Origin of the sequence: Micromonospora tulbaghiae, from assembly GCF_900091605.1 — a bacterium.
GTDB classification, from domain to species: Bacteria; Actinomycetota; Actinomycetes; order Mycobacteriales; family Micromonosporaceae; genus Micromonospora; species Micromonospora tulbaghiae.
Genome location: NZ_FMCQ01000003.1, coordinates 580,812 through 594,528, shown reverse-complemented (window position 1 = coordinate 594,528; position 13,717 = coordinate 580,812). Strand labels below are relative to the sequence as shown.

Genomic DNA, 13,717 nt, shown 5'->3' with positions numbered 1-13,717 from the left:
GACGCGGACGTCACCCGGGCCGGTCGGTTGATCAGCTGTGCCGGGTCCGGCGACGCGGACGGGACTCGCCGCCGCCCTCGCCACCCTCGGAACGGCGCTCGCCACCCTCGGAACGGCGCTCGCCACCCTCGGAACGGCGCTCGCCACCCCGGTCACCGCGGTCACGCGGGCCGCGGTCGCCGCCGCGGTCCCGGCCGCCCGAGGGACGCTCGCCACCGGCGGCCTCACCGGCGGCCGGCGCCTCGGCGCCCTCCGGACGGATCTTGTCCAGGTAGATCTTGCCGCGGGCGTCGATGTCCGCGATCTCCACCTCGACCTTGTCGCCGACGTTGAGGTAGTCCTCGACCTTGTCGACCCGCTTGCCGTCGCCCACCTTGGAGATGTGCAGCAGGCCGTCGCGGCCCGGCAGCAGCGAGATGAAGGCGCCGAACGCGGCGGTCTTCACGACGGTGCCGAGGAACCGCTCGCCCGTCTTCGGCAGGGTCGGGTTGGCGATCCCGTTGATCCGCTCGACCGCCGCCTGGGCGGCCGGGCCGTTCGTCGCGCCGACGTAGATGGTGCCGTCGTCCTCGATGGAGATCTCGGCGCCGGTCTCGTCCTGGATCGCGTTGATGGTCTGACCCTTCGGGCCGATCACCATGCCGATCTTGTCGACCGGGATCTTGACGGTGGTCACCCGCGGCGCGTAGTCCGACATCTCGGCCGGCGCCTCGATGGCCCGCTGCATCACGTCGAGGATGGTCTGCCGGGCCTCGTGCGCCTGCTGCAGCGCGGCGGCCAGCACGTCCGACGGGATGCCGTCCAGCTTGGTGTCGAGCTGGAGCGCGGTGACGAAGTCCCGGGTGCCGGCGACCTTGAAGTCCATGTCGCCGAACGCGTCCTCGGCGCCGAGGATGTCGGTGAGCGTCACGTACTGGGTCTTGCCGTCGACCTCGTCGGAGATGAGGCCCATGGCGATGCCGGCGACCGGCGCCTTCAGCGGCACACCGGCCGAGAGCAGGCCCAGCGTCGAGGCGCAGACCGAACCCATCGAGGTGGAGCCGTTGGAGCCGAGCGCCTCGGAGACCTGCCGGATGGCGTAGGGGAACTCCTCGCGCGAGGGCAGCACCGGAATCAGCGCCCGCTCGGCGAGCGCGCCGTGGCCGATCTCGCGCCGCTTCGGCGAGCCGACCCGGCCGGTCTCACCGGTCGAGTACGGCGGGAAGTTGTAGTTGTGCATGTAGCGCTTGCGGTTCTCCGGGGACAGCGTGTCCACCATCTGCTCCATGCGCAGCATGTTCAGCGTGGTGACGCCCAGGATCTGGGTCTCGCCGCGCTCGAACAGCGCCGAGCCGTGCACCCGCGGCAGCACGCCGACCTCGGCGGTCAGCGGACGGATGTCACGCGGGCCGCGGCCGTCGATGCGGACCTGCTCGCGCAGCACCCGGTTGCGGACCTCGGACTTGGTCAGCGAACGGAACGCGGCGGAGAGCTCCTTCTCCCGGCCCTCGAAGCGGCCGGTCAGCTGCTCGGCGACCTTGGCCTTGATGCGGTCCAGGGCCTCCTCGCGGTCGGCCTTGCCGGCGATCTTCAGCGCCTCGGCGACGTCGGCGCGGGCCACGTCGGCCACCGCGTCGTACACGTCGTCCTGGTAGTCCAGGAAGATCGGGAACTCGGCGACCGGCTTGGCGGCCACCTCGGCCAGCTCGCTCTGCGCCCGGCACAGCTCACGGATGGCCGGCTTGGCGGCCTCCAGGCCGCTGGCCACGATCTCCTCGGTCGGCGCGGTGGCGCCGCCCGAGATCAGGGCCACGGCGTTCGGGGTGGCCTCGGCCTCGACCATCATGATCGCGACCTCGCCGTCGGCCAGGGTGCGGCCGGCCACGACCATGTCGAAGGTGGCCCGCTCCAGCTCCTCCAGGGTCGGGAAGGCGACCCACTGGCCGTCGACGTTCGCGACCCGGGTCGCGCCGATCGGGCCGGAGAACGGCAGGCCGGACAGCTTGGTCGACATCGAGGCGGCGTTGATCGCCACGACGTCGTACGGGTGCTGCGGGTCCAGCGCGAGGATGGTCTCGACGACCTGGACCTCGTTGCGCAGGCCCTTGACGAACGACGGGCGCAGCGGCCGGTCGATCAGCCGGCAGGTGAGGATGGCGTCCTCGCTGGGCCGGCCCTCGCGGCGGAAGAACGAGCCGGGGATCCGGCCCGCGGCGTACATCCGCTCCTCGACGTCCACCGTCAGCGGGAAGAAGTCGAACGACTCGCGCGGCTGCTTGCCGGCCGTGGTCGCGGAGAGGACGACCGTCTCGCCGAGCTGGGCGACGACGGAGCCGGCGGCCTGGCGGGCCAGGCGGCCGGTGGAGAAGGTGATCTCGCGGGTGCCGAAGGCCCCGTTGTCGATCACCGCGGTGCGGGATTCGGTGCCGAGGTTGGTCTCGGTCATGTGCTGTGGTGCTCCTTCGCGTCGTCGGCCGACGACACGGGAACTGCTCAGGCGGCCGGTCTTCGATCGAAGCGCCCGGGGAGGCCGGCGTCGTGCCGGGGTTCCCGGGGGCCACTACCGGAGACCGGTGCTGACCGGCTCCCTCTTCGGGTGTCGCGCGGCCGGGTTCTTCGGTGGTACTGCAACGGGGGAGCAGCCAGGCGGCCACTCCCCCGTCAGGTCATCGGCGCAGGCCGAGCCGCTCGATGAGCGACCGGTAGCGGTTGATGTCCTTCTTCTGGACGTAGTTCAGCAGCCGGCGGCGCCGGCCGACCAGCAGCAGCAGCCCACGGCGGCTGTGGTGGTCGTGCTTGTGCACCTTCAGGTGCTCGGTGAGCTCAGCGATCCGCTTGGTCAGGACCGCGACCTGCACCTCGGGCGAGCCGGTGTCGCCCTCGGCGGTCGCGTACTCCTGGCGGATCTTGGCCTTGGCTTCCTGGTCGAGCGCCATGTTCTCCCTGTTTCGTGGGTCATTCGATGAGGTCCGGAGCGGTCGTGGTGACCGGTGCAACGGACCGGTTCCTCGCACCCGCGGCGTCGTGCAGGCACGCGAGGCCCCCGTCGGTCAGCCGACGTCTCCGTCAGCCTACCAGCCCTCGGGCCGGACGGCCGGTCAAGGTCGCCACGGGCGGGTCAGAGCACCGCCCGGCGGGTGCGCTCCACGTCCTCGGCCATCTGGGCCACCAGCGGTTCGATCGCGTCGTATGTCCGCTGCTCACGCAGGTGCGCCACGAAATCCAGGGCCAGCCGCTCGCCGTACAGGTCGCCGCTGAAGTCCAGCGCGTACGCCTCCACCCGCCGCTCCCGGCCGGAGAACGTCGGGTTGGTGCCGATCGACACGGCCGCCGCCAGCGGTTCGCCGTCGCGGCGCACCAGACGGGCCGCGTAGACACCGTCGGCCGGCACCGCCGCGTACCTGTGGGTCAGCAGGTTGGCGGTGGGGTAACCCAGCTCACGCCCACGCTGGTCGCCGCGGACCACCACGCCCTCGACCCGGTGCGGACGGCCGAGCGCCGCGGCCGCCGCACCCACGTCGCCCGCGTCGACGCAGGACCGGATGTACGTGGAGGAGAAGACGGTCCCCGCCTCGGCGACCAGCGGCGCCCCCTCGACCGCGAAACCGAAGGTACGGCCCAGCCGCTCCAGCAGCGGCACGTCACCCGCGGCCCGGTGCCCGAAGCGGAAGTTGTCGCCGACCACCACCAGCGCGGCGTGCAGGTGCGCGACCAGGACGTCGTGCACGAACGCCTCGGGTGGCAGCCGGGAGAACTCGACTGTGAACGGCACCACGCAGAGCACGTCCACGCCGAGCGCCTCGATCAGCTCGGCCTTGCGCGCCGGCTCGGTCAGTACCGCCGGGTGCGAGCCGGGTCGCACCACCTCGGCCGGGTGCGGGTCGAACGTCACCACCACCGACTTGACGCCCAGCTCCCGGGCGCGCGCCACGGCGTGACCGATGGTGGCCTGGTGCCCCCGGTGCACGCCGTCGAAGACGCCGATCGTGACCACCGAGCGTCCCCAGCCGCCGGGTGCCGCCTCGTACCCCCGCCACCGCTGCATGCCGTTCCTCCCCCTGTCCGCCCGCGCGCCGTTCAGGCCGGGGCGAGCACGATCTCCGCGCGGGCCCGACCGTCCCGCTCGCTGACGATAGCGATCAGCCCGCCCGCCGGGTCGAAGACGGCGTACGGCCCGGTGATGCCGGCCGGGGCCAGCGGCCCGCCGTGGGACAGCACCCGGGTCTCGTCGGCGGTGGCGTCCCGGCGCGGGAAGAACCGCGCGGCGGCGGCGTCCAGCGGCAGGTTCACCACGTCCGGCGCGCGCTCCTCGAGCTGGTCGAGCGTGGCCGCCTCGGCCAGCGTGAACCCGCCCACAGCGGTCCGGCGCAGCGCGGTGAGGTGACCGCCGACGCCGAGGGCGGCGCCCGCGTCGCGGGCCAGCGCCCGGATGTACGTCCCGGACGAGCAGGTCACGTCCACGTCGACGTCGACCACGTCCGGGGCGTCCCGGCGGATCGCCAGCACGTCCAGCCGCGACACGGTGACCCGGCGGGCGGGCAGTTCGACGGTCTCGCCGTCGCGGACCCGCTTGTACGCCCGCTGGCCGTTGATCTTGATGGCGCTGACCGCGCTCGGCACCTGGTCGATCTCGCCGGTCAGGGCGGCCAGCGCGGCGCGTACCCCGTCGTCGGTGACCGCGCCGGCCGGGGTGGTCGCGACCACCTCGCCCTCGGCGTCGTCGGTGACGGTGGTCTGCCCCAGCCGGATCGTCGCGGCGTAGCTCTTGCCGGCGCCGATCACGTACGTGAGCAGCCGCGTCGCCCGGCCCACCCCGATCACCAGGACGCCGGTGGCCATCGGGTCGAGCGTGCCGCCGTGGCCCACGCGGCGGGTACGCGCCAGCCGCCGGATGCGGGCCACGACGTCGTGCGACGTCATGCCGCCGGGCTTGTCGACCACGATCAGACCGTCTGTGCTCACGACCGCCAAGCCTGCCAGACGGCGCTGATCGGCCCTGCGGGGGATACCGCCCAGCTTCGGCGGGGTGTCAAGATCGTGCGCCCCCGACCCGTCTGCCCGGGAAGTCCGATGACCGATCACCGTTCCGCGCCCGATCCCCACTCCACCGACCGCCCGTCGGAGGACACGCTGGGACGGGTGCCCGAGTGGCTGCGCCGGCCCGCGCCAGAGGTCGAGCCGGGCCGCGGCGACCGCCTGCGGATCGCGCTCGGCGGGCACTCCGGCAAGCTGCTCGGCGGCGTGGTCGTGCTGGCGCTGCTCGCGTTCTTCGGGCTCGTCGGGGGCCTCGGCTACCAGGGCTTCCAGCGCTGGCGCGAGCCGGCTGCCGAGCACCCGACGGTCGGTCTGCCGATCGGTGAGCAGGCGTCCTCGTCGGCCTCGCCGCCACCGGCCGCCGGTCCGTTCGACGGCACCCCGGCGGCCGGGTTCCCGGAGGGTGCGGCGGGGATCGCGCTGCCCCGGGCCAAGCGGACCGGCCCGTTCACCGAGAAGCAGGTGGCCGACACGCTGGCCAAGGTACGCAAGGCGCTGATCACCGCCCGGCTGGACCGCACGTTCTTCACCGCGAAGGACCCGGAGCGGCTGGTCCGCCAGTTCGCCCCGGACGCGCGGGCCGGCGTGCGCGACGACTTCCCCACCGGCGAGGCGGGCACCTACGCGACCCGGCTCGCTCCCGGGGCCCGGCTCACCGACGACCAGCCCCGGGTCAAGGGCCGAATCAGCTACCGGGCGACGAAAGACCGGGACGGCATCCGCATCCTGGAGGTGACCACGAACTTCGTCTGGGCGTACGCGTTCCCCACCACCAGCCCCACCCCGGGCGACGGCGTCCTGGTGGTCCACGACACGGTGAAGTGGAGCACCCCGCACCCGGCCGACGTGACCACCGCCTCCGCCGGGCTGTGGATAGAGCGTGCCGACTCGTACACCTCCAACATCGACTGCGCCGCGCTGGACAAGGGCCTGCTCGCGCTCGGCAAGCCCTCGTTCGGCGGGCCGGCCGACCCGGACCCGGACGCGGTCTTCGACCCGGACAAGACCGTCGACCTGCCGGACACCTGCTGACCGGCCCGCCACGCCACCCCGCCTCACGACCGGAGCCGCCGATGAGCGACGTCCCGCCCGGACCGCCGCCCCACCGCGCCCGGGTCGACCTGCCGGACTGGATGCGCAATCCGGAACCGCCCCGCCGCACCCTGGGCCGCCGCCTGTCCGGCCTGGTCGACGGGATACCGGCGCTGGCGGCGGCCCGCCGCCGGATGTGGACCTGGCAGGGACGGACCCGGTTCGGGGAGCGGCACCCGGCCCTCGCCGCGATCGGGTCCTTCGTGTTCGTCCTGGTGACCGCGACGCTGCTGGTCGTCGGCATGTTCTACCTCGCGTGGGCGATCCGGCAGGGGCGGATCTGACCGGCACGGAACGGGACAGCGGGATCGGCGGCCGGGTGCAATGATCATGCGCCCCCTGCCCTGCACCCCCTCTGGAACGCCGCATGAGCACCGAACCCGGGACCGCCCCACCCGAGCCGGATCCCTACGCCGTCGCCGCCCGGGGCGAGGAGATCCGGCTGCCGGGCTGGATGACCGGCGCGGACGCGGACGTCCCGCTGACCCGCGCCGAGCGCTTCCGCATGGTCTGGTCCCGGCAGCGCGGCAAGCGCCACGTCGCCTTCGTGGTGGTGCTCGCCCTGGTGCTGATCGGCGGCACGGCCGTGCTCGGCCGGGTCACCGTCGACCGCGTACGGTCCGGCACCGCCGCCGCGGCCTCGGCCGAGGCCAGCCCGTCTCCGGCTCCGCTCAGCCAGGTGGGCGAGCCGCGCGACCTGTTCGTGGGCACCGCCGGTGCGGACTTCGCGGTGGGTGAGGGCGGGATCGTCCTGCCGCCGACCAAGGCGCAGCCGCCGTTCACCGCCCGCGAGGTGGCCGCGGCGCTGACCCAGGTCCGGGCCGCGCTGGTCCAGGCCCGGCTCGGCCTTCCCATGCGCGTGGGTGACGCGGAGCCGTTCCTGGCGCTGCTGGCGCCGGACTCCCGCACCCAGTTGCGCCGGCACTTCGACGACCAGTCGTTCGTGCACTACGCCACCCGGATCGACTCCCAGGCCGACGTGGACGAGATCCGGGTCCGGGGCGAGATGAGCTACGAGGTGTTCACCGCCGAGGACGGCGAACCCAGCCTGCGGATCACCACCAAGTACGTCTGGATGTACGCGTTCGACATCCCGCGGACGACGCCGGGCCCGGCGGGGATCGCCAGCATCCGCGACCAGGTGGTCTGGGAGATCTTCCAGCCCGAGGATCTGCCGGCGACGCAACGCGGCCTCTGGCTGATCTCCGCGAAGTCGAGCACGAACAACGTCAACTGTTCCCGGCTGGAGGAGGGCTTCTTCACGGTCGAGCCGTGGATGGGCGGTCCCGGTTCGTTCAAGCCCTGCTGACCGGCGTCAGCGGACCGCGCCGACCACCGCCCACGCGCCCGAGCGCATCCGCAGCAGCAGGCCGACCAGCCGCAGCACCACGAACAGCATCAGCCCGGCCCAGATCCCGCCCAGCCCGAGGTCGAGCCCGTAGGCCAGCCAGATCGCCGGCAGGAACCCGCCGAACGCGCACACGATGGTGAGGTTGCGCAGGTAGCGCACGTCGCCCGCGCCGATCAGCACCCCGTCGAGCGCGAACACCACGCCGCCGATCGGCTGGAGCGCGACGAACCAGGGCCAGGCCGTCATGGCCTGCTCGCGTACCTGCGGATCGGAGCTGAACCACGACGGCACCACGCCGGCGCCGGCGGCGATCAGCACCGCGAAGGCCACGCCGCACAGGCCGCCGAGCAGCGCGACGCGGCGGGCCAGGAACCGCGCGCCGGCCGCGTCGCCGGCGCCGAGCGCGGCGCCGACCAGCGACTGCGCGGCGATGGCCAGCGCGTCGAGCACCAGCGCCGTGAAGAACCACAGCTGTACGGCGATCTGGTGCGCGCCGACCGCGGCGGCGCCGAAGCGGGCCGCGACGGCCGTCGCGGACAGGAAGCTGGCCTGGAACGCGACGCCCCGCACGAGCAGGTCCCGGCTGAGCACGAGCTGCTGCCCGATCACCCGGGGCCGGGGCCGCAGCGAGACCCGCTCACGCACGAGCGCCGCCGCGAACAGCACCCCGGAAAGCGTCTGCGCGATCGCGTTCGCCACCGCCGAGCCGACCAGGCCGAGCCCGGCCGGATAGACCAGCAGCGGGCAGAGCAGCGCGGAGAGCAGGTTCGGGCCGAGCACGAACAGCAGTGGGCGGCGGGTGTCCTGGATGCCGCGTAGCCAGCCGTTGCCGGCGGCGGCGAGCAGCAGGCCGGGCGCGCCGAGCGCCGCGATCCGCAGCCATCCGGCGGCGGCGTCGGCCACCTCGCCGGGGCCGCCGACGAGGGTACGCGCCAGCGCGCCGCCGCCGATGCCGATGGCGACCGCCACCAGCACTCCGGTGGCGAGCGCGAGCCAGGACGCCTGGACGCCCTCGGCCACCGCGGCGGCCCGGTCCCCCGCCCCGAACCGGCGGGCCGAGCGGCCCGTGGTGCCGTACGCGACGACGGTGCCGACCCAGGCGGTGAGCGTCATGACCGTGCCGCCGACGGCCAGCGTGGCCAGCGGCACCCGGCCGAGATGACCGACCACCGCGGTGTCGACCAGGACGTAGAGCGGCTCGGCGGCCAGCACCACGAGGGCGGGCAGCGCGAGCGTGGCGATCCGCCGCGGCGAGGCGGTGACGGCGGGGGCGGCAGTGGTGCTCATCGCCGCCGATCCTGGCACGCCCTCGGTAAGGCCCGCAAGGCAGTGGGCTACTTACTTACGTCGGCCAGGAACCGGGCCGTGTCACGGTGCCCGCGCAGACGGCGCACCGGCAGCCCGGGGGCGTGCTCGGACAGCGCGGCCAGCACCCGGGGCCGGGAGTCGCGGGGGTAACGCCAGACGTAGGGCAGGAAGTCGAGATCGAGCCGCTCCGGGCAGCCCTCGGGCCGGTCGGGGCGGGTCGCGGCACGATGTGCCCACCGGCGGCGGACGATCCGGACCAGGCAGCGCGGCCGGGAGGTGTCGCAGAGCACCAGCAGGTCGGCGCGGGGCAGCCGCAGGTCGAGCGTGCTCGCGTAGTTGCCGTCCATCACCCAGGCCGGGCGGGCGGCGAGCGCTGCCACCTCGGCGCGGAAGTCAGCCGGGGCGGAGGCGGTCCAGCCGGGGCGCCAGTAGTGCCGGTCGAGGTGGATCAGGGGAAGGTCGAGTCGCCGGGCCAGTTCACCGGCGAGCATGCTCTTGCCGGCGCCTGAGCTGCCGACCACGAGGATGCGTCGCACCGGACGACGGTAGCGGCGTGCGGGGCGGCGATGCGCCCCGGGCGGCGGTGACGTCGGCGTCGGGCCGGGGTGTGGTCCTCGGGCCCGGCCGGCGTCACCGCCGGACGGCGTACGTCACTGACGGGTGTCCATCGAGGTCTGCAGCGCGCGGCGCATCTGCTCGCGCGCCTCGTCGGTGGTGGTCTCGGTCTGCGGCTTGCGCTTGCTGGGCATGTGAGGTCCTTCCAGGGTACGGACCACCGGGACGTGGCGGTCCTACGGGCGCCCGGCGCTCCGGATCGGCGCGACAGCGAATCGCGCCGCGACCGGAAGTCGTCGGCGGCTGAGCGCCCGGCAGCGGTCCGGGATCACCGGAGCGGCTCGCCTGGCAGCGGGAGCCCGGGTCGGTCTGACCCTGGAGGGAGGCGAGGCCGGGTGCGGCACCACCGCCCGTGACCAGCGCCGCGAAGCGCCGGTCCCGCACCCAAATTAACGTTCACTTTCCAGATGCTGCCCACTGTTCCCGAAATGCGGAAAGATCAACGTCGTCGTCCCGGCCCGGCGAGGCGGTCAGCGGGCCAGGAAGTGCCAGCCCAGCCACCACCAGAAACCGAACAGACCGATCCGCCCGACCGGCACCGGGCCCACCTCGTACCGCATCACGAAGGCGCAGACATCGGCCAGCGACGGGATCCGCGACCCCTCCCGGCGCGCCGCCCACTCGACGACGGCGAACAGCACGATCGAGACTCCGAACCCGCCGATCGCCAGTGCCCGCATCATCGGCGCACCAGTCCCCAGAACGTGGACAGCCACGCGAACCAGGCCGCCGAGCGGGCCAGGTTGTCCTCCAGCAGCGGATCGGCCAGCCGGGAGAAGGTGGGGAAGTCGTCCCCCGCCGCCATCACGAAGGTCGCCCCCTCGAAGACCCCGAAGACTGTCACCGGGACCAGCCACCAGAGCGCGACCGACGGCAGCCGGCGCGGCGCCGGACGCCGGGGCACCCGGTTGCTCAGGCCGACCCAGATCAACCCCCCGCCGGTGGTGAGGATGTAGAGGTTGGCCGCGGTCGAGAAGGACGGAAGTTGACCGCCGACCAGAGAGAGGCAGATCAGCACCGGCACGGAGACGACCGGCCGGTCCCAGGCCCGGGGCGCCTCGACGGTGAGCTCACGGGGATGATCCATCACCCGATTGTCCCCAGCGTCACGTACGGCGGAAAGGCTGGCACGCCTCGTAATCGCTGGAAAAGCCGCCGATCAGGTCACAGCATCGATCGTCGCCGCACCTCGGCGCGGCGGAAATTTCGGCGCAATTCCGCTTCTAAGGGGCTACCAGCGTCGCGGTGGCGAGTTCGGCGCGGATCCGTCCGACCAGCTCGTCGAGCGCGCCCCGCCCGGTGAATCCGGCCGCGAACCGGTGCCCGCCACCGCCCAGCGCCACCGCCACCGCGCTCACGTCCACCGCGCCCTTGCTGCGCAGCGACACCGCCCACTCGGCCTCACCGGCCTGCTTGACCACGCAGCTCACGTCCGCCTCCTCGGTGCACCGGACCGAGTCGATCAGCGCCTCCAGCACGTACGCCGGCTGGTCGTGGCGGACCAGGTCGTCGCGGGTCGCGTACGTCCAGACGAGGCCGTGCCCGGCGGCGGCCGCCGGTTCCAGCGTGGCCCGGCCGAGCACCTCCCCGAAGAGACGGACCGCGCCGAACGGGCGGGTGTCGAAGATCCGCCGGGAGATGTCCCCGGGCCGGATGCCGGTGGCGACCAGGCGCGCGGCCATCTCGTGCACGGCCGGGGTGGTCGCCTCGAAACGGAACGAGCCGGTGTCGGTGGTGAGTGCGACGTACAGCCCGGTCGCCATCTCCGCGTCCAGCGTCACGCCGAGCCGGTCCAGCAGCTCCAGCGCGACCACGGAGGTGGCGGCGGCATGCGGGGCGACCAGGCTGATCCGGCCGAACCCGCTGTTCGAGGCGTGGTGATCGAGCACGAGCGACATGCCGGCCGTGTCCAGCCGGTCGACCAGGTCACCCAGCCGGGACTCGCTCGCCGCGTCGAAGCAGATCACCAGGTCCGGAGCCCGATACGCGTCGTCCTGCGGCACCAGCAGGTCCACCCCGGGCATCCACCGGAACGGCTCGGGCACCTCCGGCGGGCCGGGGAAGGTGGCCTGGAGATCGCGTACGCCGAGCCGGCGCAGGCCCAGCCCGAAGCCGAGCATGCTGCCCAGCGCGTCCCCGTCCGGGTTCACGTGGCAGATCAGCAGCACCCGCGCGTCGGCGGGGAGATCGCGTACCGCCGCGACGGCGGCCGCCCATTCGGTCTCGGTGGGCCCGGCCGGCGCGCCACCCGCGGCGGCCTCGGTCACCGGCGGTCGCCGGCGCGCGGCTCGTCGTCGCCCTCGTCGTCGCCCTCGTCCTCGGCCGAGGCGTCGTCGGCGTCCTCGTCGTCCTCCTCGACCCGGTACGGCTGGGCCTCGCCCGCGTACGAGGCCTGGGCGGCCAGCCGCTGCACCTCTGCGTCGGCGGTACGCGCGGCGGCGAGCAGGTCGTCGATGTGCTTGACCTGGTCCTGCACGTCGTCCAGGACGAAGGTGAGCGTCGGTGAGTGCCGCAGCCCGAGCGCCTTGCCGACGGTGCTGCGCAGCATCCCCTTGGCGCTCTCCAGCGCGGCGGCGGTGCTCGCCTGGGCCGCCGCGTCGCCGAGCACCGTGTAGAAGACGGTGGCGTCGCGCAGGTCGGCGGTGATCCGGGCGTCGGTGATCGTGATCATGCCGAGCCGGGGGTCCTTGATCTGGCTGCGCACCAACGACGCGACGAGTTCCCGGATGCGCTCCGCGTGCCGGCGAACCTTTGCCTGATCCGTCATGTCCCCCACCTCCGGGATCACCTTTACCCACGACGACGCCGGATCCCCGTGCGATCCGGCGTCGTCGGCCGGAGACGGCGGGCGCGTGGGCGCCGCCGGGTCCGACCGCCCAACGCTGAAGAACACTACCCGCGCCCGGCCGGCGCCCGCGCGGCACGGCCGGAGTGCCGCGCCGTCAGTCGTCCGCGCCGTGCAGGCGGCGGCGCACCGACAGCAGCTCGGTCTCCGGGCGGGCGGCGATCAGCCGCTCGCAGGAGTCGAGCACCTCGCGGACGTGAGCCGGCTCGGCGGCCACCACGGCCACCCCGATCTCCGCCCGGCCGTGCAGGTCCAGCGCCCCCACCTCGGCGGCGGAGACCTCGAACTTGCGCAGCGCGGCGACGATCGGCCGGACGTAGGACCGCTTGGCCTTCAGGGACCGGGAGTCACCCGGGAGCAACAGGTCGAACAGCGCGGTTCCGGTATACACGGCGAGCAACGGTACGCCGGGCGGCGCACCCCGGCACGCGATTAAGGCGCGACCGCCACCAGCACGTCCCGCTCGATCGCCTGGTCGACCCGGTGTGCGAAGTCACCGAAGCCGGGGCCGTCGAGCACCCGCAGCCCGGCGTCGGCCAGCACCGCCTCCGCCTGCGCCCGCGGCGCCACGTGCGTGTTCCAGGACAGCCCGAGCGCGCCACCCGGGCGCAGCAGCTCCCGCCACACCGGCACGGCGGCGGTGAGCAGCTCCAGCGGGCTGCGGGACAACCCCTGACCGGTACGGCTGCCGTGCGCCACCCCGTACGGCGCGTCGGTGACGATCACGTCGGCGCAGCGGGCGCGCAACGCCTCGCGGGCCCGGGTGGTGTCGGTGTTCAGCACTGTGATCCGCTGCGTGGCGCCGGCCCGGTGCTCGTCCCGCGACGGTGCGACGACGGCCTCGAACCGGCGGGCGACCAGCTTGCGGTCCCGGCGCACCGACGTCGACTCGGCGGTGTGCTTGAGCCGCTTGCGGCGCAGCCAGGTACGCAGGAACGCCGCGTACGCCTCCACGTCCTGACTGTCACGCTCGATGCCGATGCCGTCGTAGCCGTACATCAGCGCCTGGTTGAGCGTGGTGCCCCGGCCGCAGAGCGGGTCCAGCACCACCACCGGCCCGTCCAGCATCCGCGGCGCGGCGGCGGAGGCGAGCACAGTGACGTTGAGCAGCAGCCGGGTGAACTGCTCGTTGGTCTTGCCGGCGTACTTGGGAATGGTGATCAGGTCGGAGTCGTACCGGGCCAGCGGACACAGCGGCACCGGCCGGAGCAGGTCCTCGCCCACCCGCTCGAACAGCGCGTACGCCGCCGACAGGTTCGCCAGGTGAGCCAGGTCCCGCCCGCCCAGCCCGGGTCCGTCGGTGGTGAACGTCAGGTACTCCACCCCGCCGATCCGGGTCACCTCCGCGTCGGCCGGTACGACGTCGAGTACGCCGGACCCGGCGAACACGGCCAGTTCGGCACGCGCAAGCCGGGCCGCCGCGTCGGCGTAGACGCGGTTGGCGGAGGGGGCGAGGAGCAGCGCATACCGGATCACGCCGGAGATTGTCGCAG

15 protein-coding genes are annotated in these 13,717 nt (G+C 73.6%); 3 read left to right on the top strand and 12 right to left on the bottom strand.

What is annotated here, in order from left to right; all coding sequences use genetic code 11:
* Positions 1-31 precede the first annotated feature (31 nt).
* The 4 genes from GA0070562_RS11725 to truB all read right to left on the bottom strand — a co-directional run bounded on the left by GA0070562_RS11725 (position 32) and on the right by truB (position 4,941).
* Positions 32-2,425, bottom strand: a complete 2,394-nt coding sequence (locus GA0070562_RS11725) for a polyribonucleotide nucleotidyltransferase (RefSeq protein ID WP_091419741.1) — start codon at positions 2,423-2,425, stop codon at positions 32-34.
* A gap of 220 nt (positions 2,426-2,645) precedes the next feature.
* Positions 2,646-2,915 carry a 30S ribosomal protein S15 gene (gene rpsO / locus GA0070562_RS11720; RefSeq protein ID WP_013284678.1) on the bottom strand — a complete coding sequence of 90 codons (270 nt, stop codon included), beginning with the start codon at positions 2,913-2,915 and terminating at the stop codon, positions 2,646-2,648.
* 182 nt (positions 2,916-3,097) lie between these two features.
* Positions 3,098-4,024 carry a bifunctional riboflavin kinase/FAD synthetase gene (locus tag GA0070562_RS11715; protein WP_091419740.1) on the bottom strand — a complete coding sequence of 309 codons (927 nt, stop codon included), beginning with the start codon at positions 4,022-4,024 and terminating at the stop codon, positions 3,098-3,100.
* Between the two features lie 32 nt (positions 4,025-4,056).
* Positions 4,057-4,941, bottom strand: coding sequence for a tRNA pseudouridine(55) synthase TruB (gene truB / locus GA0070562_RS11710; protein ID WP_091419739.1), 885 nt, complete (start codon positions 4,939-4,941; stop codon positions 4,057-4,059).
* Positions 4,942-5,049: 108 nt separating this feature from the next.
* On the opposite strand from truB, the gene GA0070562_RS11705 reads away from it, so the two are divergent.
* From GA0070562_RS11705 to GA0070562_RS11695, 3 genes are all read left to right on the top strand, one after another.
* Positions 5,050-6,045 carry a hypothetical protein gene (locus tag GA0070562_RS11705; RefSeq protein WP_091419738.1) on the top strand — a complete coding sequence of 332 codons (996 nt, stop codon included), beginning with the start codon at positions 5,050-5,052 and terminating at the stop codon, positions 6,043-6,045.
* A 41-nt stretch (positions 6,046-6,086) separates the two neighbouring features.
* The gene (locus tag GA0070562_RS11700; RefSeq protein WP_091419737.1) at positions 6,087-6,389 is read left to right on the top strand and encodes a hypothetical protein; all 303 of its coding nucleotides are present in this window, start codon (positions 6,087-6,089) and stop codon (positions 6,387-6,389) included.
* Between the two features lie 83 nt (positions 6,390-6,472).
* Positions 6,473-7,414 (top strand): hypothetical protein, encoded by a 942-nt coding sequence (locus tag GA0070562_RS11695; RefSeq protein ID WP_091419736.1) that lies wholly within the window; start codon positions 6,473-6,475, stop codon positions 7,412-7,414.
* A 6-nt stretch (positions 7,415-7,420) separates the two neighbouring features.
* On the opposite strand, the gene GA0070562_RS11690 is transcribed toward GA0070562_RS11695, so the two are convergent.
* The 8 genes from GA0070562_RS11690 to GA0070562_RS11655 all read right to left on the bottom strand — a co-directional run bounded on the left by GA0070562_RS11690 (position 7,421) and on the right by GA0070562_RS11655 (position 13,700).
* Complete coding sequence (locus tag GA0070562_RS11690; RefSeq protein WP_091419735.1) at positions 7,421-8,743, bottom strand: MATE family efflux transporter; 1,323 nt, start codon at positions 8,741-8,743, stop codon at positions 7,421-7,423.
* Positions 8,744-8,790: 47 nt separating this feature from the next.
* The gene (locus tag GA0070562_RS11685; protein ID WP_254663778.1) at positions 8,791-9,300 is read right to left on the bottom strand and encodes a P-loop NTPase family protein; all 510 of its coding nucleotides are present in this window, start codon (positions 9,298-9,300) and stop codon (positions 8,791-8,793) included.
* 549 nt (positions 9,301-9,849) lie between these two features.
* Positions 9,850-10,059, bottom strand: a complete 210-nt coding sequence (locus GA0070562_RS11680; RefSeq protein WP_175438725.1) for a DUF6186 family protein — start codon at positions 10,057-10,059, stop codon at positions 9,850-9,852.
* Positions 10,059-10,466: a hypothetical protein gene (locus tag GA0070562_RS11675; protein WP_091419734.1), complete on the bottom strand. Its 408-nt coding sequence runs from the start codon at positions 10,464-10,466 to the stop codon at positions 10,059-10,061. The genes GA0070562_RS11680 and GA0070562_RS11675 overlap by 1 nt, the downstream gene beginning before the upstream one ends.
* Before the next feature lie 136 nt (positions 10,467-10,602).
* Entirely contained in the window at positions 10,603-11,646 is a 1,044-nt protein-coding gene (locus GA0070562_RS11670; RefSeq protein WP_091419733.1) for a DHH family phosphoesterase, read from the bottom strand.
* Positions 11,643-12,146 carry a 30S ribosome-binding factor RbfA gene (gene rbfA, locus GA0070562_RS11665; protein WP_091419732.1) on the bottom strand — a complete coding sequence of 168 codons (504 nt, stop codon included), beginning with the start codon at positions 12,144-12,146 and terminating at the stop codon, positions 11,643-11,645. The genes GA0070562_RS11670 and rbfA overlap by 4 nt, the downstream gene beginning before the upstream one ends.
* Positions 12,147-12,321: 175 nt before the next feature.
* Positions 12,322-12,615, bottom strand: a complete 294-nt coding sequence (locus GA0070562_RS11660) for a DUF503 domain-containing protein (protein ID WP_091419731.1) — start codon at positions 12,613-12,615, stop codon at positions 12,322-12,324.
* A 41-nt stretch (positions 12,616-12,656) separates the two neighbouring features.
* Positions 12,657-13,700, bottom strand: a complete 1,044-nt coding sequence (locus GA0070562_RS11655; protein WP_091419730.1) for a TRM11 family SAM-dependent methyltransferase — start codon at positions 13,698-13,700, stop codon at positions 12,657-12,659.
* Positions 13,701-13,717: the final 17 nt, after the last annotated feature.

Excerpts from the sequence above, each read along its gene's own strand:
- GA0070562_RS11680 (WP_175438725.1), bottom strand. The coding sequence starts at position 10,059 with ATGCGGGCACTGGCGATCGGCGGGTTCGGAGTCTCGATCGTGCTGTTC.
- rpsO (WP_013284678.1), bottom strand. The coding sequence starts at position 2,915 with ATGGCGCTCGACCAGGAAGCCAAGGCCAAGATCCGCCAGGAGTACGCG.
- GA0070562_RS11690 (WP_091419735.1), bottom strand. The coding sequence starts at position 8,743 with ATGAGCACCACTGCCGCCCCCGCCGTCACCGCCTCGCCGCGGCGGATC.
- GA0070562_RS11705 (WP_091419738.1), top strand. The coding sequence starts at position 5,050 with ATGACCGATCACCGTTCCGCGCCCGATCCCCACTCCACCGACCGCCCG.
- GA0070562_RS11725 (WP_091419741.1), bottom strand. The coding sequence starts at position 2,425 with ATGACCGAGACCAACCTCGGCACCGAATCCCGCACCGCGGTGATCGAC.
- GA0070562_RS11695 (WP_091419736.1), top strand. The coding sequence starts at position 6,473 with ATGAGCACCGAACCCGGGACCGCCCCACCCGAGCCGGATCCCTACGCC.
- GA0070562_RS11715 (WP_091419740.1), bottom strand. The coding sequence starts at position 4,024 with ATGCAGCGGTGGCGGGGGTACGAGGCGGCACCCGGCGGCTGGGGACGC.
- GA0070562_RS11675 (WP_091419734.1), bottom strand. The coding sequence starts at position 10,466 with ATGGATCATCCCCGTGAGCTCACCGTCGAGGCGCCCCGGGCCTGGGAC.
- rbfA (WP_091419732.1), bottom strand. The coding sequence starts at position 12,146 with ATGACGGATCAGGCAAAGGTTCGCCGGCACGCGGAGCGCATCCGGGAA.
- GA0070562_RS11700 (WP_091419737.1), top strand. The coding sequence starts at position 6,087 with ATGAGCGACGTCCCGCCCGGACCGCCGCCCCACCGCGCCCGGGTCGAC.